Raw genomic sequence first — 22,943 nt, forward strand, 5'->3', positions numbered from 1 at the left:
GACAGCAACCTTGTTTACTCTTCTGATAATGGGCGTTCAGGCGATCGCCAGACCGGCTTGCCGAGCGTGTTCGACCAGTCGCGCTTTGGCCGTTTTCAGGTCGCTGGCCCACTCTTCATCCTTGGCCCACATCTCCAACACCAGAGGGCCGTTGTAACCGATTTTTGCCAGAGTATGGAAAATGGCGGCAAAGTCGACCTCTCCTTCGCCAATGACCAGATCACGGAACTGCCCGCTGCAACTGGCCGTTACCTTGCGGGTGTCTTTGAGGTGGATCTGCACGATATGGTCTGCACTCAATTGCAGCTCGGTGCAGGTGTCATAGTTCCAGCCGGTGATATTGCCGACATCCGGATAGGCCATGAAGTAGGGGGAGGAGATCTGCTTTTTCAGCACCTCGAATTTGCTGAGGGAGTTGAGATAGGGGGTATCCATGATCTCCACACCCAGCATGATGCCTGCCCGCTCTGCCATTTTGGCAGCCGCCTTCATCCCGTCGATGAAGTGGCGGTGGGTCTCGTCGCTTTGCGGTTCGTAATAGACGTCGTAGCCCGCCAGCTGGATGCAGCGAATGCCGAGCTTGTACGCCAGATTGATCGCTTTTTCCATGATGATGGCCGCCTGTGCGCGGATGGCCGGATCCTGCGAACCAAACGGAAAGCGGCGATGGGCGCTCAGGCACATGGAGTGCAACGGCAAGCTGTGCTGCTCGCACAGGCGTCTGAGCCGATAGATTTCGCTATCTGACCAATCGAGCCGTTGCAGTTTTTCATCTGATTCATCAATGGATATCTCGATGAAATCAAAGCCAAGCTCCTTGGCCGACAGAATTTTCTCTTGCCACTCCAGTGCAGAGGGCATCGCTTTTTCATAGAGGCCGAGGCGTAAGGCATGGTCAAAGTGGTGCATACAAGCTCCTGCATTCAGATAGGGAAATAGCGGTTCAATACCTCGAGGATCCCGCCCTCGTCGTTGCTCTCGCAGGTGACCCGGTTGGCCATCTGTTTGACCTCCAGCTCGGCATTGGCCATGGCGATGCCCATCCCTGCGAGGCAGAGCATGGAGGTGTCGTTGTGGTTGTCGCCGATGGCGACCAGTCGCGCCGGGCTGATCCCTTGCTGGTCCAGATAATCCTGCAGTCGCGCTCCCTTGCTGTTGCCGCGGCGGGCAAAATCGACCCGATCTGGTCCATGACTGCTCGCCACTGAAGTGTTCGCGTACCCAGGGGTGATGTGAGAAGGCCTGAATGGCGGCGATCTCTCCCTCGGCCACGAACTTCCAGACATGGCTGCTGTTGGCCAGCTCCTCTTCAAACGAGTCAACACTGGCTACCTGCGGCTGGATCGGCGGCGCAAAGCCGCTGGCCCACTGCTGCAGGGCCGCCACGTAGCGCACCGGCTGATGAGCGGAGTAGACCATGCGGTCAGTGACATACATGACGAGGTTGAGCCGGTGCTCCCTTGCCAGCGCGATAAAGCGTTGTGCCAGCTGATGGGGAATGGCGTTCTCTGCCAGCACTGCGCGCCGGTCGTAGTCGTAAACGTAGGTGCCGTTGCAGCAGATGATGGGAGTGGTCAGCCCCAGTTCGTGGTGATAGGGGTGGGCGGCAGTGTGGTGTCTGCCGGTGACCAGCATGACGGTGGCCTGCTCCTTGATCCTCATGATGGCCTCTTTGACGGCCGGCATGATGGTGTGAGCACTGGTCAGGGTGGTGCCATCGAGATCGAGGGCCAGGGCGTGATAGCGCATCGTCTGATCTTCTTGTTATCCGGTGAGGTGGGGGCAATAGAGGGGGTGATTGAGATGACGCCTTGCTGGCCCATCTCCATCACCCTCCCTCGTATTACCCGACGTCTGACAGGCGTGCTTACAGGAAAGATTTGTAAGGCAGCTCCGGCTCATCGATGAAGATGTCATCGAACCCGCGCGGGTGCTGGTAGTGCAGCTTGCTCTGGTCGGTCGGGAAGGTGTATTTGCCACCGACTTGCCAGAAGAAGGGGCTGAAGCGATAGCCGAGGCGATCTTTTTTCATGTTCCAGAGCACTTCGATCTCGCGGGGATCGCTTTGGAAGTTGGCCCAGATATCGTGGTGGAACGGGATCACCACCTTGGTGTTGAGGGACTCCCCGGCCCGCAAGATGTCTGATGAGGTCATCTTGTCGGTCACGCCGCGGGGGTTCTCGCCATAAGAGAGCAGCGCCACATCGATCTGGTAGTCATTGCCATGCTTGGCATAGTAGTTGGAGTAGTGAGAATCACCCGAGTGGTAGAGGTTGCCCCCGGATGTCTTGACCAGATAGTTCACTGCCCGATCATCCATGCCATCCAGAATGCTCTTGTCGGTGGAAGAGACCCCCGCCGGCAGGGTGACCAGCGCGGTACGGTCAAAGGCATCGAGTACCTGGATCACGATATCGCCCACCGGGATCTCGTCACCTACGCGGGCCACCACGCAACGCTCGGCAGGCACCCCCCAGCGCAACCAGAGGTCGACACAGGCTTTCGGGCCGATGAACTTCACATGCTCACCACAGTTTTGCAGCACGGCAGCCGCCACATTGACGTCGATATGGTCGGCATGATCGTGGGTAGCGAGCACTGCATCGATATCTTTAATCCCGAAAGGATCGAGCACGAAAGGTGAGGTTCTCAGGTTGGGTTGCAGCTTGCGCACGCCCCCCATCCGCATCATCTGGTGCTGCTTGTTCATGTAGGGATTGCCATGGGTTCGCTTGCCCGTGCCGCACCAGAAGTCGATGGAGATGTTGGTATTGCCAGCAGACTTCAGCCAGATACCGGTGCAACCCAGCCACCACATGGCGAAGGTATTCGGTTTGACCTCTTCCTGCTCAATCTCTTCATTCAGCCAGGTGCCCCACTCGGGGAAGGTGCTGAGGATCCATGATTCACGGGTGATTTCTTCAATCTTGCTCATCTCACATACCTTTCTGATTTGGATGGTTCACACAGTGGTGATTCATCGGGTGATGACATGACTTGCATGGTTGCGAGTCAGTGATTTGCTTTGATTGATTGTGACTATATTACTCACTTTTATGATTATCAATGATTGTGGTGATTGTTTTGTGAGATTAATTGCGGCATATCACAATCAAGAGATGAACATGTTTTTAAGTGATTGTATTTATTGGGTTTACTTATTTTTCGCCTATTTATAGGGATTCTTTGAATCCTTTCATGCAGCTTTGAGTACCCTTTTAACCTAAATTTCACATCCGGATGGTGGAAAAAAGAGATTCTCCCGACCTCGATCTTCATCACAATAAATCACCATGTGATTATGTATGATTATTTTGGATTTGATAGTGAGTGGTGACAGTTGAATCTGCTCGCGGGGCGTCAGGTAAAGCAATGCCCATATGAATGGTGAGATGTCCGCACCAATCCAATAGCCATGAGTTGTCCTCATCTGGACGGAGCATAAATATGGAAACCCTCTACAACGCTTTTTACATCTTTTACAGTCAGGTGATGACCAAGGCACCCTTGCTGTTGGGGCTGGTGACCTGTATTGGCTACCTGTTGCTCAAGCAGGATGGCACGACGGTCGTCAAGGGCACCGTGAAGACCATCGTCGGTTTCATGCTGGTGCAGGTGGGCGCCAGTACGCTGGTGGCAGGCTTCAAGCCGGTGGTGGACAAAATTGCGGAATATCATCACCTCACCGGTTCAGTGATTGATCCCTACACCACCATGATGGCGACCATGGAAACCATGGGAGAGAACTACTCCTGGGTCGGCTATGCGGTATTGCTGGCCCTTGCCCTCAATATTCTGCTGGTGTTGCTGCGGCGCTATACCGGGATCCGCACCATCATGCTGACCGGCCACATCATGTTTCAGCAGGTGGGCCTCATCGCGGTCTTCTATATGGTGATGGGCGCCTCGATGTGGGAAACCATCCTCTATTCCGCCGTTATCATGGCGCTCTATTGGGGGATCTCCTCCAACATCATGTTCAAGCCGACTCAGGAAGTAACTGGCGGGGCGGGGTTCTCCATCGGCCACCAGCAACAGGTCGCCTCCTGGATTGCCACCAAAGTGGCGCCGAAACTGGGCAACAAGGAAGAGAGCGTCGATCACCTGAAGCTGCCAAAGTGGCTGCACATCTTCCACGACAGCATCACGGCGACCGCCATCGTGATGACCATCTTCTTCGGTATCATCCTGCTCTCGTTTGGCCTCGATAATCTGCAACAGATGGCGGGTCAGACTCACTGGTCCATCTACATTCTCGAAACCGGTCTCAAGTTTGCGGTCGCCATTCAGGTCATCGTGGTGGGGGTGCGGATGTTCGTTGCCGAACTCTCCGAGGCCTTCAAGGGGATCTCCGAACGGGTCATTCCCAACGCCGTCCTGGCAATCGATTGCGCCGCCATCTACGCCTACTCGCCGAATGCCATGGTCTTTGGCTTCATGTGGGGGGCTATCGGTCAGTTCCTTGCTGTGCTTGCCCTGCTGGCATTCCAGGCGCCCATCATGATTATCCCGGGCTTCATTCCCATGTTCTTCTCCAACGCCACCATAGGGGTGTTCGCCAACCACTTTGGCGGCTGGCGAGCGGTGATGAAGATCTGCTTCGTCATGGGGATCATCGAGGTGCTGGGCTCTGCCTGGGCTATCCACCTGTTCGCGGTCAATGGCACCAGCTTCAACGGCTGGATGGGGATGGCTGACTGGGCGCTGGTATTCCCGGTGATCATGCAGGGCCTCTCGCTATCTTCCCTGTTCTTCGTGGTATTGCTGGCCGGCGCCGGGCTTTATATGTACTTCGCTTCCCGCACCCTGCGGATGGAAGAAGATATGGCTGTCCCGAGTGCCGCCGTGGCAGAAGAAGCGGCCGATCAGCCAGCCTCGCCAGTCGAGAGTGCCAAAGGGGGACATGCAGTGCGGATCCTGGCGGTATGCGGTAACGGTCAGGGCTCATCCATGATGATGAAGATGAAGATCGGCAAGTTTCTCGAGCAGCGTGGCGTGCCCCATGTCATGGACTCCTGCGCCGTGGCCGATTACAAAACCAAGCTGCAGACCACCGACATCATCGTCTCTTCCAAGCATCTGGCCGGCGAGATGAGCCCCGGTGAGGGCAAATTCGTGCTGGGCGTACAGAACATGCTCAACCCCAATTCGTTTGGTGATGAACTGCTGGGCATCATCAAGAACAACTTTGCAAATTAAGCCGATGAGCCTCGCTGCATGTAGCCGCGGGCAAGGAGAACAAGATGAAATTCAAACAATCTCTGATGGAAAACAACTCGGTATTGCTCAACGCGGCCGCCAGCGACTGGCGAAGCGCCATCAAGCTGGGCACCGACATGCTGATCCGCTCCGGCGCAGTAGAGCCGCGTTACCACGATGCAATCATCGGCAGCATTGAAAAGATGGGACCCTATATCGTGATTGCCCCCCAATTCGCGATGCCCCATGCAAGGCCGGAGGATGGAGTCAATCGCACGGCGTTTGCACTGGTCATCCTGACCACGCCGGTGAAATTTGAAGGGGAAGAGGAGCCGGTGGACGTGCTGGTGACGCTGGCGGGCAGTACCTCGGATGAACACATGGAGGGACTGATGGAGGTGACTCAGGTGCTGGAGGATGAAAACAGCGAGAGCGGGATCAACCTCGACAAGCTGCGAGCGTGCCAGAGCACGGCAGATGTATTCAACGTCATTGATCAGGCGCTGGCGCAAGTGGTCTGAGGCACCCAACGTAGCCCCGCAAGGGGCTCAGGAGAACGAAATGTACAACTCATTGAAAGAGGCGGTACTGGAGGCCAACCTGCTGTTGCCCCGATACGGTCTGGTTACCCTGACATGGGGCAACGTATCCCAGATAGATCGCAGCTTGGGCGTGGTGGCTATCAAGCCATCCGGGGTCTCTTACGACAATATGACCGTTGACGATATCGTGGTGGTTGATTTGGCAGGCCAGATCGTCGATGGGCATTTATCCCCGTCCAGTGATACCGCAACCCATCTGGTTTTATATAAAGCGTTTAAAGGTATTTCCGGTATTGTGCACACCCACTCCCGTCATGGCACTATTTGGGCGCAAGCGGGAATGGATATTCCCGCCTTGGGTACCACCCATGCCGATTATTTCTATGGCGATATTCCCTGCACCCGTCCGTTGACCGAAGATGAAATTCGCGTTGATTATGAAAAAAATACCGGCAAGGTCATTGTCGAAGAATTTCAGCGACGGGCGTTGGATCCGCAGGCCTTGCCAGGCGTGGTCATTACTGGCCATGCCCCGTTTTGCTGGGGCAAGAGTGCGGTGGATGCGGTGCACAATGCGCTGGTGCTGGAGGAGGTCGCCACCATGGCGCTGGCAACCAGAGCATTGAATCCGGCCATCCATATTGCGCAGGAGTTGTCTGACAAACACTATTTCAGAAAACATGGTGAGAATGCCTATTACGGCCAGCGCTAATTAGTCGACCCGTTATTTAAATTGCCCATCTATTTATGTTAGTGACATCAGGTTACGGCCCTTTATTGACTTTAAATCAATGGGCCAATTCATTCTGCCAAGGTTTTAAATTGAGGAAATATAGTATGACCAAACCCATGTTACAGATTGCTCTGGATTCTACCGATCTTGCTACTGCCGTGGATATTGCCGATCGCGTCGCCAGTTATGTCGAAGTGATCGAGGTCGGCACTATTCTGGCTTTTGCAGAAGGGATGTCTGCGGTACGCACCATGCGCGAGCGTCACCCTGATCACATTATCGTGTGTGATATGAAGACCACAGATGGTGGTACCATTCTGGCTCGCATGGCCTTCTCGGCCGGAGCTGACTGGATCACGGTATCGGCCGCCGCACATGTTGCTACCATTGCTGCCTGCAAGAAAGTTGCGGACGAGTTTGGCGGGGAGATCCAGATCGAGATCTATGGCAACTGGACGCTGGATGATGCCAAACAGTGGGCCGATATGGGGATCACCCAGGCTATCTATCACCGCTCGCGGGATGCCGAGCTGGCCGGGGTCAGCTGGACCCAGGCCGATTTGAGCAAGATGCGTGCGCTCTCCGAGCTGGGGCTGGAGCTGTCGATCACCGGCGGTATCGTGCCGGAAGATATCCATCTGTTTGAAGGGATCCGGGCCAAGACCTTTATCGCCGGGCGGGCACTGGCATCGGAAAGCGGTCAGGCAACCGCCGAAGCGTTACGCCGCGAGATAAACAAATATTGGTAACAGGAGCAGGTTATTAGTGAATAAAGGCCCCGGAAATACTCCGGGGCCTTGTTATTGAAGGGGTTAGATCCGGCCCTGATAGCGCAGGGGGAAGCGGCCCTGACTGTCGGGCTGGCCGAGGAAGGGGAGCCCCTGCTGCATCTGCTCTGGCAGGGCTGGGCCCGGTTTCAGGCTGCCCTGAAACAGGTATTGGCCATTGGGTTGCAGCTCGAGGCGACCGCTGGTCTGTACCGCATCCGAACCCTGCTTGAGCTCGGCCACCAGTCTGGAGTCGAGGCAGGTGAGTTTCACCTCGGGATCGGCCAGATCCAGCTTGCCCGCCGGGGTATCGGCGCTGGCGTTGTACCAGTCGAGGTTGCCATAGAGGTTGTCGCACCAAGGGGTGCCCTGGGCAAACTGATCCACCTTGAGTTGCAGCTGACCGGTGAGGGTGACCGGGAAGGGGAGCGGCAGTGGGATGCGCGCCATCACCCAGGGGGCCGGGGCATTGAGGGTCAGGTCGCGGCCGAAGGCGGCGCCATTCCAGCCGACAACGCCCTGACCGTTGAGGCCGTTGCGCTCGCCAAAGCGAATGGCCACTTCGGGGGCGAAGCGCAGCAGTGACCAGCCATTGAGATCCCAGCGCAGCTGGCTGATGGATTCGCTGGCATATTGCAGCCGGGCGATCTGGCCGCTCCACAGGGTGCCGCTCACTCCTTCCATCTTCAGCAGGCTGGCAACGTTGGCGGGCAGCGGCAGATAGCGCACCACCAGCGCCGCAGGCAGGGTCGCCAGCAGGAAGATGAAGTAGGCTGCCAGAAACAGGCTGGCAATCAGGATGCGTTTTTTCATTGGGGACGACTCAACTGCAAACGTCTGACCTTGACCAGACCCGGCGCCAGCTCCTCGCGGGCCAGCTCGATGATTTGAACCTGAATGCCGTGCTGCTCCACCAGGGTGGCGAGCCAGAGCAGCAGATCATCGAACGGGACCGTATCGATCCACACCTGCAGCTCCTGCCCCTGTGGTTGCAGGCGGGCAATCTTGATCTTGTGGTTGAAGGCGGTACGGTTGACGACCCCCTCTAGGGTGCCGCTGGTGTCTATCTGGCGCCCCTGACCGCCCTGCATGGCCAGCACCTCCTCCCCCTTCTCCTTGAGCCAGGCGAGGGTCTGTTGCTGGTTTTGCACCTGACGTTCGCGCTCGGCGATGCGGTTGTTGAGAGGATGCCAGACGCTCCAGTAGAAGAGGCCGACCAGCAGCAGGATGCTGCCTGCAACCACCAGTCGCTGTTCTCGTGCGGTGATGCCCTGCCACCAGCTCTGCAATTTTTCCATCATGATGATTTCCCCTTGAGCACCAGCGCCCCTTCAACCTTGCCCTCGGTGCTGCGCACCTCGCCCTGCTGCACCTCGAAGCGCTTGCCCGCCAGCTCGCGGAACCGCTCTATCTCGGCAAAGCCGGGGGCGGTCACCTGCAGCCGCAGCTCGCGGCGGCTGGCATCAAAGCGCATTACCTGTGGCTTGAGGCCGGGCACTTCGGCAAAGGTGGGGGCCAGTTCGGTGAGCATCAGCAGCATGCCGTTTTGCGGCGCTTGACCCATCAGCCGCAGGTGCTGGGTCATCTGGCTGCGCACGTTCACGATGCGGCTTTCGTTAGGGAAGATGCGGCTGTAGACCTGACGGATCTCCGCCTTGAGCGCCTTGTCCTGCTCCGCCAGCTGATGCAGCTGGACACCGCGCTGGACGAGTGCCACCAGCAGCAAGAGCGCGGCGGTAATGGCCACCTTGCGCCACTGCAACCAGTAGCGGGCATATTCGGTCTGTGGCCGGTAAGGGCCGGTCAACAGGTTGGCGCGGCAGGTGAGGGCCCCCTTGGCCAGCAGCAGCATGGGGAGCTCGGGCTCGGCCGGCTGCCAGTTAGCCGCCGCAATGGCGGGCGCCGGGGTATGGCTGTGAATGGTGACAGGTTCGGCTTCGGCGGCCAGCAAGATGGCCAGCAGCGACTCGTCTACCACGATCCCCTGACAGGGGTTCTGGCGGATCAGCCACTCGGCGCCGAGCTGCAGGGCAGACCAGCCATCAGCCGCCTGCGGCAGTGCCAGCACATCGGGCAGCAGTTGCTGACTTCTAAGGCCGGCAGCCTCGAGCCAGCCGAGCCACTCGGCCATCTTCTGGCGATCCACCGCCATCAGGTCGACCTGCGGGCCGTCGTGGGCCAGCACCACCAGATGCAGCTCATCCACGTCGGAGGCGATCTGTTCTTCAAGCAGATAGGGTAGGGCCGCCGCCGACTGGCGGTTGTAGCGCCCCGGCAGGGTGACGCGGCGGAAGATCAGATCGCTGCCCGGCACCAGGGTGACCACGGGGCGGCCGCCAGCGCGCTCCTGCAGCTCGCCCAGCGCGTCAGCTGAGGGGAGCTCGCCGGAGGCGATGATCTCCTGCTCCTGACTCGACCAGACCAGCCAGGCGACCGGTTGTTGTTTGGTGGTCCCCAGACGGATGACCAGACTCTCGCTCACGCATCTCTCTCCTGCGATACCGGTTCGCGCGGGCCAGGCCGACGCAACCGGTGCGCAGCCCGCAGGCTGCATCCAATGTTTGCCCTGCCGGGAGTCGCTCCCGTCAGCGCTTGTTTATTCGGCGCCACTATTGAGGCGGCGCAGCATGACCAGCTTGTTGTCCTTGCCCCGCTGGAAGATGCTCTCCAGCCAGGCGCGACTGTCGCCGACCTCGGCAACAACGCGGGCCTCGAAAAAGTCGCTCTTGACCACCAGCGCCTCCTTGAGCCCCTTGACGGTTTCAAGAGGTACGGGCAGCTGATCCGTCATCAGCTTGCTCTCTTTCCACCCCTTCTTCGGCCGCTCGGTCAGTACCCGCTTGGCGTCATCGCTACCAATCTTGCCCAGATAGAGGGCTGCCAGCAGCTCGGGGCGTTCGGGCAGCAGGGTGTTGATATTGATCTTCAGTTTGTCGCTTGGCAGCGTGCAGACATAGGGGGCCAGTTTGGCATAGACCCTGGCCGTTACGCCGCGCACCGCCCGCAATTCATCCTTGCCCAGCATCCACTGGTTGGCGGTGAGGTAAGGCGGCTTGAGCCCCTCGTAGTAGGCATCCTCGGCGCCGAGGCTGGAGACCAGCACCGTATCCTTGTCGGTCCAGTCGCGGATGGCGTCGGTGAGCTGGGCCGCCTCGTAATCATCCATCGCCAGCTCCTTGAGCAGGGCGCGAAACACCTGCACCGGATAGGGCTGCTGCTCCAGCTCTTCCCCGTTGTTGCCCGCCTGATTGGGTACGCTCAGGCTGTTGAGGTTGAAGCAGGATTGCAGGTCGGTCACCTCGCCCTTGAGCTGGCCATCATCCACCGGAAACACCGTGTTCTTGCGGGCCCAGTTCTGGCCGAGGTTTACCACCTCGGGATCATCCTTGAAATCCTGCGCCAGCACCTTGCTCACCAGCGCCTCCGCCGAGAGTGCATACCACCAGGCTTGCTTGCCGGCGGTGACATTACTGGCGCGGCGCAGCTCCAGTTGCAGACGGCCGCTCATATTGCTGGCGATGATCACCATCACCGAGAGGATCAGCAGCACCACCAGCAGGGCCATGCCGCTCTGGCGGCCGGGGAGTACAGGGTTAGTTCGCATTGGCGCTCCCCCCGTTCTGGTTGCCGCCGCTGTTATTACCGTTGCCACTGTTGTTGCCGTTATTGCTGTCGCCGCCCGGATTGGGATTGCTGCTCTGGCTGTTCTCTTCGGCGCGCTGGCCGCCGGCGCCAATCAAAAATTGCCGACGAATGGTGCCGTAATCCTCCAGATCCAGCTCGACCGCGAGCCCGTAAGGGAGCACGCTGCGCTGGGTCCACTCCTCCTTCCAGCTCCCCTTGTCGTAGAAGTAGAGGCGAAACGCGGTGACGCCGGTCAGAAGCTGCTGGGTGCGCGGCTCGGTGCCGATCACCGGATCCGGATAGAGGTAGCTGAGGCGCTCCAACTTCTGATCCTTGAGCCGCCAGCCGACCCGCTGCAGATGAGAGCGGGGCAGCATGCCGTCCGGGTTGAGCCAGCCGCTGCGCATAAAGGCCATGCCCCAGTCATCGCTCTGCTGGCCAAAACGGGAGGCGGCCAGCAGCACCTTGTTGTTCTCCCCCTCGAGGCGGCCGCTGCGCGGCACCATCTGGGTGACATCCCGCTCCAGCAGGGTGAAGGCGAGCTGCAACTCGGAGAGGCGGGCCTCCTTGCGCTTGGCTACCTCATCGCTGGTGAGTACCCCTTGCAGCACCTGATAGGCGCCCATGCTGAGAGTGGCGAAGATGGCGATGGCCACCAGCATCTCCAGCAGGGTAAAACCACGGTGACGGGAAGGGCAGGTGTTGCTCGGGATCATCGGTTGATATAGGTTCGCATCATGGCGATCGGGTTCTCGGCCTTGGCCTCGGTGCGTACTTCCATATCGAGCGCCTTGAAGTTGCTGTCGCTGGTCGCGACCCCGCGATAGCGCCAGTACCAGGTCTGCCCGGCCATCTGCTCATCCCCTTCTACCCAGCTGTCGCCGGGCCACTTGTTCTTGAGCTTCTGCTGCACCAGCTGGTTCTCCACCACCCAGGTAGCGAGGGTCTTCTCTTCCAGATAGTTGAGGGCCGAGAGGTGCTCGCTGGCGGTCTTCATCACCGCGAGACCCGCGATGGCAAAGACCGCCAGCGCCACCATCACTTCGAGTAGTGTCATACCGCGGGCGTTCACTCTGTCACCTCTTCATCCTCATCGCCGGTGAGCAGGGTCAGGCGGCCGAACTCGTCCCCCTTGACGATGCGGGTGTAGCGCACATCGTCATCCTGCTGGCTGAAGGTGAGGGTAAAGGGAGTCAGCTCGCCACCGGGGAAGATAAGGAGCTGCGGGGTGCGCTCCTTGTCATCCCGCTTCTTCTCGCGATCTTCATCGGGATCGGGCTGCCAGCCAAATCCCTCCAGCTCGAGGGTCAGCACCATGTTCTCCGGCAGTTGCACCTGACCCAGCTGCTTGTCACCGGTCAGGGCCAGCCACTTGCGATCCTTGGCCTGACGCTGCATAAACTGCCAACCATTCTCTTCGACGCGAATACCCACCAGCCGGCCATCCATCACCGCGTACTCCTGCGCCAGTTGCACCGTCGCCATCAGGCGGCGCGCCTGCTTGTCGATCTCCCTGTCACCTTTTGCGCCACCCATGCTGAGGGTGACGGCGGTGGCCACCAGTCCCATCAGCATGGCGACCAGCAACACTTCCAGCAGGGTAAAGCCGGATTGGCGGTGAGAGGAGAAAGCGGGCTTCATGCAGCCAGCTCACAATGAGTGCGGTGAGGAAGCATCACTTATTGGAAATCCTTCAGGTTCCAGTTGCCGATGTCGTCATCGGTACCCGCTTCGCCATCCTGACCCATGGAGAAGATGTCGATCTTGCCGTACTGGCCAGGGCTCAGCAGCTGATACTGGTTGCCCCAGGGATCTTGCGGCAGGCGCTTGATGTAGCCGCCATCGCGGTAGCTGCGCGGCGCCGGGTCGATGGAGGGTTTGGTCACCAGTGCTTCCAGACCCTGTTCGGTGGTCGGGTAGCGGTTGTTGTCCAGCTTGTACATGTCGAGGGCATTTTCCAGCGCCACGATGTCGGAGACTGCTTTCTGCTGGTCAGCTTTCTCCTTGTTGCCCATCAGGTTGGGCACCACCAGACTGGCCAGAATGCCCAAGATCACGATGACCACCATGACTTCCAGCAGGGTAAAACCGGATTGACGACGCTTTTGCATTACTTTGACTCCCTCACAGATGAGATGGCATGAACCATCGACGATTGATTGTTAAACCGCGATCGTTCGATTACGCCTGTCGGCTAATCGAACCTACGAGGTCGATTGGATTGGTAGGTTCGAATAGCGAAGCGTATTCGGACATCCGAACCTTACATATTCACCATGTTGTTGAGCTCGAGGATCGGTTGCAGGATCGACATCACGATAAACAGCACCACCCCGGCCATGGAGACCACCAGCATGGGTTCGAACACCCCGAGGGCGATATTGACCTGGGATTCAAACTCCCGATCCTGGTTGTCTGCCGCCCGCTCCAGCATGCTGTCGAGCTCGCCGCTCTGTTCGCCGGAGGCGATCATGTGCAGCATCATGGGCGGGAAAATCTTGGTCTCGGTCAGCGACTTGCGCAGACTGGTCCCCTCGCGCACCCGTTCGGCGGCCTCGAGAATGCGCATTCTGGCAAAGTCATTGGAGAGCACTTCACCGGCGATCTTCATCCCCTCCAGCAGCGGCACCGCGCTGGCGTTGAGGATGCTTAAAGTACGGGCGAAGCGGGCGGTGTTGAGACCCCGGCTGACCCGGCCAATCACCGGCAGGCCGAGCAGCACCTGATGCCAGCGCCGGCGGCGCTTCTCGTCGGTGAGCCACCAGCGCCAGACAAAGCTGGCGATAAAAAGCAGTAGCAGGAACCAGAGGCCATAGGCCTGCATCAGCTCGCTGGTACCGATGAGAAAACGGGTGGTGCCCGGCAGCTGCTGGCCCATGTGTTCAAACTGGGCCACCACCTTGGGCACCACCGCGGTAAGCAGGATCGATATAACCCCGATGGCGACGCAGGTGAGCACGATGGGGTAGATCATCGCCTGCAACAGCTTGGTGCGCATATGCTGGCGCTGTTCGGTGTAGTCGGCGAGGCGGTTGAGCACCTTCTCCAGATGACCCGACTTTTCACCGGCCGCCACCATGGAGCGAAACAGCTGGTCAAACACATGGGGAAAAGCCCCCAGCGAGTCGGCCAGCGAATAACCCTCCACAACTTTGCTGCGCACGGTTGCCACCAGACTGCGCAAGTGGGCTTTTTCGCACTGCTCGGCCACCGCCTTGAGCGCCTCTTCGATGGTGAGACCGGCCCCCACCAGAGTCGCCAGCTGGCGGGTGATCAGGGCCAGCTCGGCTGTGGAGGCGCCACGCCGGAACAGGGCGAAGCGGGTCGCCTCCCGTTTCGCCTTCTCGGTGGTCTCGTTCACCTCGAGCGGGGTGAGCCCCTGCTCTCGCAGCAGCTGGCGAACCTGACGGGCGGAATCCCCCTCCATCACACCGCTCTTGCTGCGCCCCTTGCCGTCGAGGGCTTTGTATTCGAATGCCGCCATCTCAATCTTCCCGGGTCACGCGCAGCACCTCTTCGAGGCTGGTTTGCCCCTTGAGTACCTTGTCGATGCCGTCGCGGCGGATGCTGGGGGTGTGGCCGCGGATCAGCCGCTCGATGGCCATCTCGCCGCTGGCGCCATGGATCGCCTCGCGCACCGCCTCATCGACCACCACCAGTTCATGAATGCCGGTCCGACCGCGATAACCGGTGTGGTTGCACTGCTCGCAGCCCACCGCATGCCAGATATGCTGATCCGGCTCCAGTTTGATCCCCATGGAGAGGCGCTCCTGCTCGGTGGCCGGACGCGATGCGCGGCAATCGGGGCAGAGGGTGCGCACCAGCCGCTGGGCCAGTACCGCCAGTAGCGATGAGGAGAGCAGGAAGGGCTCGATCCCCATGTCCCGCATCCGGGTGATGGCGCCGATGGCGGTGTTGGTGTGCAGGGTCGACATCACCAGATGGCCGGTGAGGGAGGCCTGCACCGCGATCTGGGCGGTTTCCAGATCTCGAATTTCCCCCACCATCACCACATCCGGGTCTTGGCGCAGAATGGCGCGCAGGCCGCGGGCGAAGGTCATGTCCACCTTGCTGTTGACCTGGGTCTGACCCACCCCTTCGAGGTCATATTCGATGGGATCTTCGACGGTCAGAATGTTGCGATCCCGCGAGTTGATCTCGGAGAGCGCCGCATAGAGGGTGGTGGATTTACCGGAACCGGTCGGGCCGGTGACCAGAATGATGCCGTGGGGCTTGCGGATAAGCTCGCTGATGATGCTGCGGTTGCGCGCCGTCATGCCGAGCTGCTTGAGCTCGAGGCGAATGGTGTTCTTGTCGAGCAGACGCAGTACCACCCGCTCGCCGTAGCTGGACGGCATGGTGGAGACCCGCACGTCGACGGCGCGGCCGCCGATGCGCAATGAGATGCGGCCATCCTGCGGCACCCGCTTCTCGGCGATATCCATCCGCGACATGACTTTGATCCGCGAGACCAGGAGCGAGGCCAGCTTGCGATGGGGACGCAGGATCTCCCGCAGCACCCCATCGATGCGAAACCGGATCACCAGCGCTCGCTCGAAGGTCTCGATATGGATATCGGAGGCTTCCTCTTTGATTGCCTCGCTCAACATGGCGTTGATGAGGCGAATGATGGGGGCGTCGTCATCGGCATCCAGCAGGTCTTCGCTCTGGGGCAGCTCTTCGGCCAGCGCGAAGAAGTCCATCTCGTTGCCGAGATCTTCCATCAGCTGGCGCGCCTCGGAGGAGTCACGCTGATAGTGGGCCATCAGCAGCTCTTCAAAGGCGTCGTTGTCAAGTTGCTCCACCGCAAAGGCACAGCCCGCCACCCGGCGAACTTCCAGCAGGGTCTGCGGCGTCACGCCGGTACGGCACTGCAGCACAGGTGCGCCGTCACGCTCGCTGAGGATCACCCCGTAGTTGCGGGCAAACGCAAAGGGGAGCTCGGGCAGCGGGGGAGGCAGGCTGCTCCCGTCGAGATGATAGGCACTCATCAGGGGCGGCTCTGCACAAAGGGTGTGGTGCTTTCTACCGCGCTCTGCTGGCGAACCTTCATCTGTTCAACCTGCTTTTGTACTTCCTTTTGCAGCTCGGGCGACATCATTACATCCTGACCATAAGCCGGCAGTACCTGGCGTTTGGGCGAGGTGAGATAACCCTCCTGGGCGGCCGCATCCAGCTGTTCGGCCCGGAACAGGGAGTACTTGTTGCTGGAGATGCCGGAGTAGACGTCGGCATCGCGCAAGATGGTGGGCCGGATAAAGACCATCAGGTTGCGTTTCGAGGTGCTGTTGGAGGTGGAGCGGAACAGGTAACCCAGCACCGGAATATCACCGAGCAGCGGCACTTTTGACACGTTCTCGCTGGTCTTCTCATCCATCAGGCCACCCAGAACGACTGTCTCGCCACTTTTAACCAATACTGCGTTTTTCACGGTGCGGGTATCGAAGGTGGGGCCAAGAGTAGAGGTGCCTTCTGCAGGCTTGGTTGCCACGCTGGATACCTCCTGCTCTATTGTGAGCAGAACCGAATCCCCTTCGTTGATCTGGGGGGTGACCACCAGCTTGGTGCCGACCGTCTTGCGCTCTATGGTGTTGAAGATGTTGTCGCCAGAGGTCGAGCTCTGTGAACCGGTCTGGACAGGCACCTCCTGGCCTACGTTGAACGATGCCTCCTTGTTATCCATGGTGACAATGCTCGGAGTGGAGAGAATATCGTTCTTGGTATTGGAGGCGAGCGCCGTGGCCAGCATGGCCCAGTCGCCGTGATAGAAGCCGGCAGCCATACCGTTAAAGTTTTCCAGAAGTTTACTGGCGGCGGCAGTACTGCCGTTCTGGTAATCCTTGCCTGCCGCGATGGCGCCACCGATCGGCAGGCCGGTGTTGGTAAACTGGGTGCCACCGCCATTGGCATTGCCCCACTGGACGCCGAGGTTGAGGCCATCGCCATCGGCTATTTCGACGATGATCGCCTCTACCAGCACTTGGGCGCGGCGAATATCGAGCTTGGCGATGACCTGTTCAAGTTCTGCCATCACATCGGGCTGAGCGGTGATGACCAGGGCGTTGGTGGTTTCATCGGCAGAGATGGCCAGCTTGCCACCGCCGATACTGCCGCCACCGCCCATGGAGGCCGCGTTGCCGCCCCCCTTCTTGTCCGCTTCGATACTGGAGCTGACCCCTTTGAGGACATCCACCAGATCCTTGGCCTTGCCATATTTGAGGTAGAAGACCCGGGTGTTGCCCTGGCTCTGCAGGTCGCGGTCGAGCTGGTGTACCATCTGGATGATGCGGGCGCGTGCTTTCGGTTCACCACTCACCACCACCGAGTTGGTGCGCTCGTCGGCGACCACCTTGGGGGCCAGCAGCAAGCTGGTGGTGCCCCCTTGCGGGTTGTTATCCTTGTTGAGATTGGTCACCAGCCGCACGATTTCGCCAGCCGAGGCGAACTTGAGCTTGATGATGTCCACATCCTGATCGCCAGCACGGTCGACCCGGTTGACCACCTCAACCAGCCGGTTTACCACGGCGGCGCGGCCGGTGATGAGCAGCACGTTGGAGGGCTCGTAGTGCACTACGTTGCCGCCACCGGCGTTATCGTTGAGCTGACGCAGCAGAGGGGCCAGTTCGCGCACCGAGACGTTGCGCACCGGTACTACCCGGGTCACCATTTCGTCGCCAGAGCCCGGGTTACTGCCATCCACCACCGGAATGGCGGAGGTCTTGGCATCGCGCGAGCGCAGTACCTTGAGCACGCCGTTATCCATCGGCACCACGGCAAAACCGTAGACGTCGAGCACGCTCAGGAAGAACTGGTAGTACTGCTCCTCGTTGAGCAGGTCGTAGCTGCGGACGTTGATCTTGCCGCGCACCGAGGGCTCGATGATGATGGTCTTGTTGAGATTCTTGCCCACCGTGTTGATGAACTCTTCGATATCGGCGTTCTTGAAGCTGGCCGAATACTCGGTGGCCCAGGCTGATCCTGCCATCATCAGTGCCGCCGCTATGGTGGCCAGACGCCAGCCTTTCCCTTTATTGGTCATTCTTGGTACGACTCCAAAATCATTATTCTGACAAGCGAACATAGACATCGAACTGTTCACCCTGCCGCTCGACGGTCACGGTCAATTCGGTAGCGCCAGCCAGCTGCTGCATTGCCTGCATGGCCTGCATGTTGTCACGCAGATCCAGGCCGTTGATGCTGAGGGCCAGATCATTGGCCTGCAGCCCGCTCTGGTTGAAGAGTTCCGGATTGTTGCCCGGATTGAGGCGATAGCCGGCCAGGCGGCCATCCACCTGAACCGGTGAAATATTGAGGTAATCGGTGATCTTGCCGGGATCGCTCATCAGCTCGCTGCGCACGGAAGAGAGCTGGGCACTACCGCCTTGTTGGGGCAGGGGTTTGCCGTACTCTTCGCCATCGAGCATCAGGGTTTCGTCGCGGCCATCGCGCTCTATGATGACCCGGTCCGGGTAGACCTGACGGATCCGTGCTTGGGTGCCGTCGATGAGATCCCCCACGCTGTAGGAGTTCTGGATCCCCGACATGGCGATGATGGCGATCGATTTGGCCGGATCGGAGCTGGCCAGCACGCCGTTGAGCTGGGCATTGAGCTGGGTCCGCGGTGCGTTGGCGGCGACCTCCTTGATCTGTTGCACCTTGGGGATTGCCTTGCCAAACAGGGAGAGGCGGCTCACTTCCCCTAGTTCAAGACGGGGGGCACTTTGGCCCGCAGTTGCAATGACGGAGGGTTGCCACGGCTGACTGCTCTGGGGCGTGGCCAGGGCGAGCAGACGCCAGGTGAGGTTGGCACACTGCTGGGCCAGCAGGATCAGCAATAGCAGAAAGACCGCCTGAGTGATGCGGGCCATGGGCAGCCGGCGGCACTGGGCCAGCAGCTTGATCAAGATCTCATCCCTGGATGGTCGGGTCATGTTCGTCAACATTCTTTCGGGCTTTGGTGCAGCTGGCTATTGTGTACGGCGAGCCGTTTGGACACAACGTTCGTGCGGTTGCAATCGGCAAAACTTGATATTTCATCACACCTTGAGCGTTCCATTGCTTATTAAAGAGGCAACCAAGTGCCGGTCTGCACCCTGGTTGTGGCGAATCTCAGCCCTGCCAATCCTGCAGCGCCTTGAGGGTGACACTCTGGCCACCCACATCCAGCACCATGTACTCCTGAGCGATGGAGGCCAGGCGCACCCCGGGGGCAATCTCGCTCCCCTCCCGGTATTCACGGCCATTGAGCACCACAGCCCGTTTGGCGGGGTTGGATGAGAACACGTGAGAGCCATAGCTGAACGCGGGAACCTGCTGGCGGATCGAAAGCGGCGCGGCATTCAGCGGCATCAGCTGGGCCGGCTGTACGCTCTGGGGCACTGTACCCGACTCCTGTTGCAGCGGTGTTTCGTTGAGGGCGCGCATCAGCTGTTCGGCCAGGGTTGGTCGACTGGCGGCCGGATTGCTGGTGGCGGTTGCAACCTTGGGCTGCTGCACCACCGGCTCCGGCAGGGGAGGTGGCAGCGGCCGCGTTACCATCGCCTTGGGCTCCACTCGCACGAAGGGCGGGGTGACCACCTCTTTCACCTCGACCTTCTCCTCGATGGGGCGCAGGTGGAGCAGGTGCCAGCCATAGTTGGCGCCAGCACCTAGCAGCAGGGCGAGTGGAGCGAGCAGCCAGACGAGGCGGCGGGATGTCCGAGCCTCTTCACGGGGCATGGCAAGCCCCATGGCGGGGATACAGGTTTGTGGCTGCGGTTGCTGTGCGCGGTGCAGCGCCTTGAGCAGGGTAGACATCAGGAGGCCTCCTCCAGTCTGGGCATGGGTTCACCGGAGAGGGCGTTGAGGCGCAGCAGGGTATTGCTGCCGGCGATGCCGTCAGGGTTGAGCCCCTGATCCCGCTGGAACTGCTGCAGTTTGTTCTTGAGCTCGCTATCGAAACGGCGCACCTTGCGCTCGGGCTGTTGCAGCGCGCGGCTCAGGGCATTGTCGAGCCACTGGATCTGGGCCTGCCCCGCATTGTTGCCGATCAGGCTAGCGCCCCCCTTGGGCATGCGCCAGAGCAGGGTGTAACTGCCGCCCCAGTTGTCGCTGAGCCACTGCCTCTCAACCTGCCAGCTCTGGTTGCCGATCATCAGGCGCGCCTGCTTGGGGCCGAGAGTGACCAGGGTGGCGTAGTAGATGCCGCCCGTCTCGTCGGTAAGACTGACCATGGCGGGGTATTGCAGATTGCGCAGCTCGTCGAGGCTCGCTTCCCCCTCCTGACAGCGCAGGCCGGCGCGGGGGGCGTTGTCGCAGGTGGCATCCTCCAGCTCGGGCTCGTAGCCCCAGACCCGGTAGAGATTCTGCATTGCGCCCTCGGGGTCGAGCGCCTGATTGATCGCCTCGGTAAGCTGCTCCTGCTGCTCGGCGGTCTCATCGACGGTAACTGGTACCTCGACCTTGACCACCGGCCGGGTGGGGAAGACGCCGAAGAACTGCCAGCCCCACCAGCCCGCAGCTACCAGCAGGGCCCCAGCCAGCGCGACCGCAAGGCCCGAGAGCCAGCTCCCCTCGTCGCGGATCCCGCTCACCTCAAAGGCGGCCTGACTGATGTCGCCATGGACAATTTTGTAGCTGCCACGGGCAAAGGCGGCGATCAGGGCGCGGTCGCAGATGAGGTTAATAAGACGGGGAATGCCACCGCTCAGGCGGTGGAGGGTCTGGATAGCTTTTGGGGTAAAAATGGGCTGCACGCAGCCGGCGACCTGCAGCCGGAAGCGAACATAGGCATCGACATCGCCAGCACCCAGGGGCAGCAAGTGGTAGCGAGCGGTAATGCGCTGGGCCAGCTGGCGCAGCAGGGGCTGGCGCAACATCTGCTGCAGCTCTGGCTGACCGATCAGCACCACCTGCAGTAGCTTCTTCTCGTCGGTTTCGAGGTTGGTCAGCAGACGCAGCTGCTCCAGCACCTCTGGCAGCAGATGCTGGGCCTCATCCACCAGAACCACGCTGCGCTTGCCTGCGGCCAGATTGGCCAGCAGGTGGTCGCGAATAAGGTCGAACAGCAGCTTGATCCCCGCCTCGGTCGGGTAGGCAAGCTGAAACTCGTCACAGATGGCCGCCAGCAGATCCCGCTCGGTCAGCGAGGGATTGAGGATATAGGCGATCTCGGTCTCGGCGGGCAGCTGTTGCAGCAGGCAGCGGGAGACGGTGGTCTTGCCGGTGCCCACTTCGCCGGTCAGTAGCACAAAGCCGCCGCCATCCTGCAATCCGTAGCTGAGATGGGCCAGAGCCTCCCCGTGCCGCTCGCTCATATAGAGATATTTGGGATTGGGCGAGATGGAGAACGGGTGTTCCGAGAGGCCAAAGAACTGTGTGTACATGAGGGATTCTTTTGTGACCGGTTACAGGTAAAAAATATTTCCGGATGATAGCAAACCTCGCACTCATTGGAAGCTATCCGAGTGGACAAGAGACAAATGACGGCACTTTCCCTTCATCTTGTGATCCAGCGTCGGGATTGTGCCGCTCAAATGGTCAAAAAATAGCGGTGATTTGCAAAAATAAGTTTATTGTCAACAGCTTGAGGAGGCAAAGTTTTCACCTGTCGGTTCGTTAACGGGTTTGCCGACTCAGCGATGATCCTGAAATTTGGCCGCTATCTCCTTGAACTGCGCCTCGCAGGCGAGAAACGCGTTGACGATGTTCGGGTCGAAATGGCTGCCGCTTCCTTTCACGATGATCTCCTTCGCGTCCTCATGGCTGAAGGCGGGTTTGTAGACCCGTTTCGAGATGAGGGCATCGTAGACATCCGCCACCGCCATCAGCCGCCCTGAGAGAGGAATAGCCTCACCCGCCAGCCCTGCCGGATAGCCGCTGCCATCCCACTTTTCGTGGTGGGTGAGGGAGATCTCCCGCGCCAGCCGCAGGAAGGAGTTGGAGCCCAGCTGCGCCTCGGCGCTCGCCAGCGCATCAGCTCCGATCTGCGGGTGGCGCTTCATGATGGCGAACTCCTCATCGGTCAGCTTGCCCGGCTTGAGCAGGATGGCGTCGGGAATGCCCACCTTGCCCACATCGTGCAGCGGGGCCGATTTGAACAGCAGATCTATGGTGGCATCATCCAGTGGATAGCTATCCCAGTCGCTGAGGCTAAGATGCAGTGCCAGCGCCTTGACGTAGTGCTGGGTGCGGATGATATGGGCGCCGGTCTCGTTGTCGCGGGTCTCCGCCAGCGAGGCGAGGCCGAGAATGGCCACATCACGGGTGAGGTTGAGCTCGTCGCTGCGGGATTTCAGCTCGCCGATCATCTGATTGGTGCTGGCGGCGATAAGGCCAAACTCGTCATCCCGGGTGACCGGCACCCGGGCATCGAAGTCACCGCATTGCACTCTGGCCATGGTGCTGGTCTGGTGGCGCAGGGAGAGGCCAAGGTTGCGGCCGTAGCCGTGAATGATGAGGGCGAGATAGCTGAAGGTCACCGTCATCACGAAGGCGATCTCCCACAGGATGTAGTGCTGGGCCTCGACCCTCGGCAGACTGCGCTCCACCGTCACCAGCCACTCCAGATCCTTGTTGAACAGCAAGAAGAATACGCACCCCAATAAGGTGAGGGTTGCCAGGGTAAAGAGGGTGAACTTGCGTGGCAGCGGCATGGCCAGCGGCTGGCTCAGTGCCAGGTTCTGCTCGGCTTGCCGTGCTCTGGCCCGATGCCAATCCCGCTCCAGAGTCAGGTCGGCCGCCACCAGAAAGCCGAGGGTGGTCATCCCCAGCAATACCTTGAGGTGACTCTCCAGCGGAAAGTCGTGAACCAGGGCGTTGTAGCCCGAGAGCAGCAGTGCTCCCAGCAGGTAGAAACCTACCTCCAGTCCGAACCCGTCCAGCCCGTTACGCGGCAGGGGCCGCCTTGAGAGCAGCTGGTTGCGCACGGTGAACATGATGGCGAACGTCACCAGGGTCGGCCCCAGCAACTGGGGCAGGGTGAGGCTCTCGAGAAACGGGCAGACCTGCCAGCCATAGAGACAAAAGAGTGACAGGGTTACCCCGTAGTGCAGGGCGCAGCGCCCCGAGATTCTCATCATGATTTCACCTGAACAGCGT

Annotated in this window: 21 protein-coding genes; 4 read left to right on the forward strand and 17 right to left on the reverse strand. The window is 59.9% G+C overall.

The annotated features are described in order from the left end of the window. Positions 1-36: 36 nt before the first annotated feature. Both WE862_RS10375 and ulaG read right to left on the reverse strand, forming a co-directional pair. Positions 37-1,749, reverse strand: coding sequence for an L-ribulose-5-phosphate 3-epimerase (locus WE862_RS10375; protein ID WP_339058742.1), 1,713 nt, complete (start codon positions 1,747-1,749; stop codon positions 37-39). Positions 1,750-1,867: 118 nt separating this feature from the next. Beyond that, entirely contained in the window at positions 1,868-2,935 is a 1,068-nt protein-coding gene (gene ulaG, locus WE862_RS10380) for an L-ascorbate 6-phosphate lactonase (protein WP_021229099.1), read from the reverse strand. Between the two features lie 512 nt (positions 2,936-3,447). Here ulaG and WE862_RS10385 point away from each other — a divergent pair. The 4 genes from WE862_RS10385 (at position 3,448) to WE862_RS10400 (ending at position 7,223) form a co-directional block, all read left to right on the forward strand. Continuing rightward, positions 3,448-5,199 (forward strand): PTS ascorbate-specific subunit IIBC, encoded by a 1,752-nt coding sequence (locus WE862_RS10385; protein ID WP_042033034.1) that lies wholly within the window; start codon positions 3,448-3,450, stop codon positions 5,197-5,199. Between the two features lie 44 nt (positions 5,200-5,243). Continuing rightward, complete coding sequence (locus tag WE862_RS10390) at positions 5,244-5,720, forward strand: PTS sugar transporter subunit IIA (protein WP_042033036.1); 477 nt, start codon at positions 5,244-5,246, stop codon at positions 5,718-5,720. Between the two features lie 40 nt (positions 5,721-5,760). Then, on the forward strand, positions 5,761-6,453 hold the full coding sequence (locus WE862_RS10395) for an L-ribulose-5-phosphate 4-epimerase (RefSeq protein WP_042033037.1): 693 nt from the start codon (positions 5,761-5,763) through the stop codon (positions 6,451-6,453). Between the two features lie 125 nt (positions 6,454-6,578). Further along, the gene (locus WE862_RS10400; protein WP_042033039.1) at positions 6,579-7,223 is read left to right on the forward strand and encodes a 3-keto-L-gulonate-6-phosphate decarboxylase UlaD; all 645 of its coding nucleotides are present in this window, start codon (positions 6,579-6,581) and stop codon (positions 7,221-7,223) included. 63 nt (positions 7,224-7,286) lie between these two features. Here WE862_RS10400 and exeN read toward each other — a convergent pair whose 3' ends face one another. The 15 genes from exeN to WE862_RS10475 form a co-directional block, all read right to left on the reverse strand. After that, complete coding sequence (exeN, locus tag WE862_RS10405) at positions 7,287-8,054, reverse strand: GspN family type II secretion system protein ExeN (protein ID WP_042033040.1); 768 nt, start codon at positions 8,052-8,054, stop codon at positions 7,287-7,289. Continuing rightward, positions 8,051-8,542, reverse strand: coding sequence for a GspM family type II secretion system protein ExeM (gene exeM, locus WE862_RS10410; RefSeq protein ID WP_042033043.1), 492 nt, complete (start codon positions 8,540-8,542; stop codon positions 8,051-8,053). The genes exeN and exeM overlap by 4 nt, the downstream gene beginning before the upstream one ends. Further along, positions 8,539-9,723 (reverse strand): GspL family type II secretion system protein ExeL, encoded by a 1,185-nt coding sequence (gene exeL, locus WE862_RS10415; protein ID WP_156128810.1) that lies wholly within the window; start codon positions 9,721-9,723, stop codon positions 8,539-8,541. Before exeL ends, exeM begins: the two co-directional genes overlap by 4 nt. 114 nt (positions 9,724-9,837) lie before the next feature. Continuing rightward, positions 9,838-10,845: a GspK family T2SS minor pseudopilin variant ExeK gene (gene exeK, locus WE862_RS10420; RefSeq protein WP_082035527.1), complete on the reverse strand. Its 1,008-nt coding sequence runs from the start codon at positions 10,843-10,845 to the stop codon at positions 9,838-9,840. Beyond that, positions 10,835-11,581, reverse strand: a complete 747-nt coding sequence (gene gspJ, locus WE862_RS10425; protein WP_042033046.1) for a type II secretion system minor pseudopilin GspJ — start codon at positions 11,579-11,581, stop codon at positions 10,835-10,837. Before gspJ ends, exeK begins: the two co-directional genes overlap by 11 nt. Then, positions 11,578-11,937, reverse strand: coding sequence for a GspI family T2SS minor pseudopilin variant ExeI (gene exeI, locus WE862_RS10430; RefSeq protein ID WP_042033047.1), 360 nt, complete (start codon positions 11,935-11,937; stop codon positions 11,578-11,580). The genes gspJ and exeI overlap by 4 nt, the downstream gene beginning before the upstream one ends. After that, entirely contained in the window at positions 11,934-12,506 is a 573-nt protein-coding gene (gene exeH, locus WE862_RS10435; RefSeq protein WP_042033049.1) for a GspH family T2SS minor pseudopilin variant ExeH, read from the reverse strand. The genes exeI and exeH overlap by 4 nt, the downstream gene beginning before the upstream one ends. 38 nt (positions 12,507-12,544) lie before the next feature. Further along, positions 12,545-12,976: a GspG family T2SS major pseudopilin variant ExeG gene (gene exeG / locus WE862_RS10440; RefSeq protein WP_041208232.1), complete on the reverse strand. Its 432-nt coding sequence runs from the start codon at positions 12,974-12,976 to the stop codon at positions 12,545-12,547. Positions 12,977-13,128: 152 nt separating this feature from the next. Further along, on the reverse strand, positions 13,129-14,349 hold the full coding sequence (gene exeF / locus WE862_RS10445; protein WP_042033052.1) for a GspF family T2SS innner membrane protein variant ExeF: 1,221 nt from the start codon (positions 14,347-14,349) through the stop codon (positions 13,129-13,131). A 1-nt stretch (position 14,350) separates the two neighbouring features. Next, entirely contained in the window at positions 14,351-15,856 is a 1,506-nt protein-coding gene (gspE, locus tag WE862_RS10450) for a type II secretion system ATPase GspE (protein ID WP_042033054.1), read from the reverse strand. After that, entirely contained in the window at positions 15,856-17,904 is a 2,049-nt protein-coding gene (gene exeD, locus WE862_RS10455) for a GspD family T2SS secretin variant ExeD (RefSeq protein WP_042033056.1), read from the reverse strand. The genes gspE and exeD overlap by 1 nt, the downstream gene beginning before the upstream one ends. Before the next feature lie 22 nt (positions 17,905-17,926). Continuing rightward, positions 17,927-18,769: a GspC family type II secretion system variant ExeC gene (gene exeC, locus WE862_RS10460; protein ID WP_225628267.1), complete on the reverse strand. Its 843-nt coding sequence runs from the start codon at positions 18,767-18,769 to the stop codon at positions 17,927-17,929. A 205-nt stretch (positions 18,770-18,974) separates the two neighbouring features. Further along, the gene (exeB, locus tag WE862_RS10465) at positions 18,975-19,661 is read right to left on the reverse strand and encodes a GspB family T2SS assembly factor variant ExeB (protein WP_042033062.1); all 687 of its coding nucleotides are present in this window, start codon (positions 19,659-19,661) and stop codon (positions 18,975-18,977) included. Then, a complete protein-coding gene (locus WE862_RS10470; protein ID WP_042033065.1) occupies positions 19,661-21,229 on the reverse strand; it encodes an ExeA family protein in 1,569 nt (522 codons plus the stop codon). The genes exeB and WE862_RS10470 overlap by 1 nt, the downstream gene beginning before the upstream one ends. 249 nt (positions 21,230-21,478) lie before the next feature. Further along, on the reverse strand, positions 21,479-22,924 hold the full coding sequence (locus WE862_RS10475; RefSeq protein ID WP_042033066.1) for an HD domain-containing phosphohydrolase: 1,446 nt from the start codon (positions 22,922-22,924) through the stop codon (positions 21,479-21,481). Between the last annotated feature and the right edge of the window lie 19 nt (positions 22,925-22,943).

Origin of the sequence: Aeromonas jandaei (assembly GCF_037890695.1) — a bacterium.
In the GTDB taxonomy this organism is placed as follows: domain Bacteria; phylum Pseudomonadota; class Gammaproteobacteria; order Enterobacterales; family Aeromonadaceae; genus Aeromonas; species Aeromonas jandaei.

What these genes read in the sequence shown, in the direction of transcription:
- ulaG (WP_021229099.1), bottom strand. Translation starts at nt 2,935, where the DNA reads ATGAGCAAGATTGAAGAAATCACCCGTGAATCATGGATCCTCAGCACC.
- WE862_RS10385 (WP_042033034.1), top strand. Translation starts at nt 3,448, where the DNA reads ATGGAAACCCTCTACAACGCTTTTTACATCTTTTACAGTCAGGTGATG.
- exeM (WP_042033043.1), bottom strand. Translation starts at nt 8,542, where the DNA reads ATGATGGAAAAATTGCAGAGCTGGTGGCAGGGCATCACCGCACGAGAA.
- gspE (WP_042033054.1), bottom strand. Translation starts at nt 15,856, where the DNA reads ATGAGTGCCTATCATCTCGACGGGAGCAGCCTGCCTCCCCCGCTGCCC.
- exeB (WP_042033062.1), bottom strand. Translation starts at nt 19,661, where the DNA reads ATGTCTACCCTGCTCAAGGCGCTGCACCGCGCACAGCAACCGCAGCCA.
- WE862_RS10475 (WP_042033066.1), bottom strand. Translation starts at nt 22,924, where the DNA reads ATGATGAGAATCTCGGGGCGCTGCGCCCTGCACTACGGGGTAACCCTG.
- WE862_RS10395 (WP_042033037.1), top strand. Translation starts at nt 5,761, where the DNA reads ATGTACAACTCATTGAAAGAGGCGGTACTGGAGGCCAACCTGCTGTTG.
- exeG (WP_041208232.1), bottom strand. Translation starts at nt 12,976, where the DNA reads ATGCAAAAGCGTCGTCAATCCGGTTTTACCCTGCTGGAAGTCATGGTG.
- WE862_RS10375 (WP_339058742.1), bottom strand. Translation starts at nt 1,749, where the DNA reads ATGCGCTATCACGCCCTGGCCCTCGATCTCGATGGCACCACCCTGACC.
- exeF (WP_042033052.1), bottom strand. Translation starts at nt 14,349, where the DNA reads ATGGCGGCATTCGAATACAAAGCCCTCGACGGCAAGGGGCGCAGCAAG.
- exeD (WP_042033056.1), bottom strand. Translation starts at nt 17,904, where the DNA reads ATGACCAATAAAGGGAAAGGCTGGCGTCTGGCCACCATAGCGGCGGCA.
- WE862_RS10470 (WP_042033065.1), bottom strand. Translation starts at nt 21,229, where the DNA reads ATGTACACACAGTTCTTTGGCCTCTCGGAACACCCGTTCTCCATCTCG.
- exeH (WP_042033049.1), bottom strand. Translation starts at nt 12,506, where the DNA reads ATGAAGCCCGCTTTCTCCTCTCACCGCCAATCCGGCTTTACCCTGCTG.
- exeN (WP_042033040.1), bottom strand. Translation starts at nt 8,054, where the DNA reads ATGAAAAAACGCATCCTGATTGCCAGCCTGTTTCTGGCAGCCTACTTC.
- WE862_RS10390 (WP_042033036.1), top strand. Translation starts at nt 5,244, where the DNA reads ATGAAATTCAAACAATCTCTGATGGAAAACAACTCGGTATTGCTCAAC.
- gspJ (WP_042033046.1), bottom strand. Translation starts at nt 11,581, where the DNA reads ATGATCCCGAGCAACACCTGCCCTTCCCGTCACCGTGGTTTTACCCTG.
- exeK (WP_082035527.1), bottom strand. Translation starts at nt 10,845, where the DNA reads ATGCGAACTAACCCTGTACTCCCCGGCCGCCAGAGCGGCATGGCCCTG.
- WE862_RS10400 (WP_042033039.1), top strand. Translation starts at nt 6,579, where the DNA reads ATGACCAAACCCATGTTACAGATTGCTCTGGATTCTACCGATCTTGCT.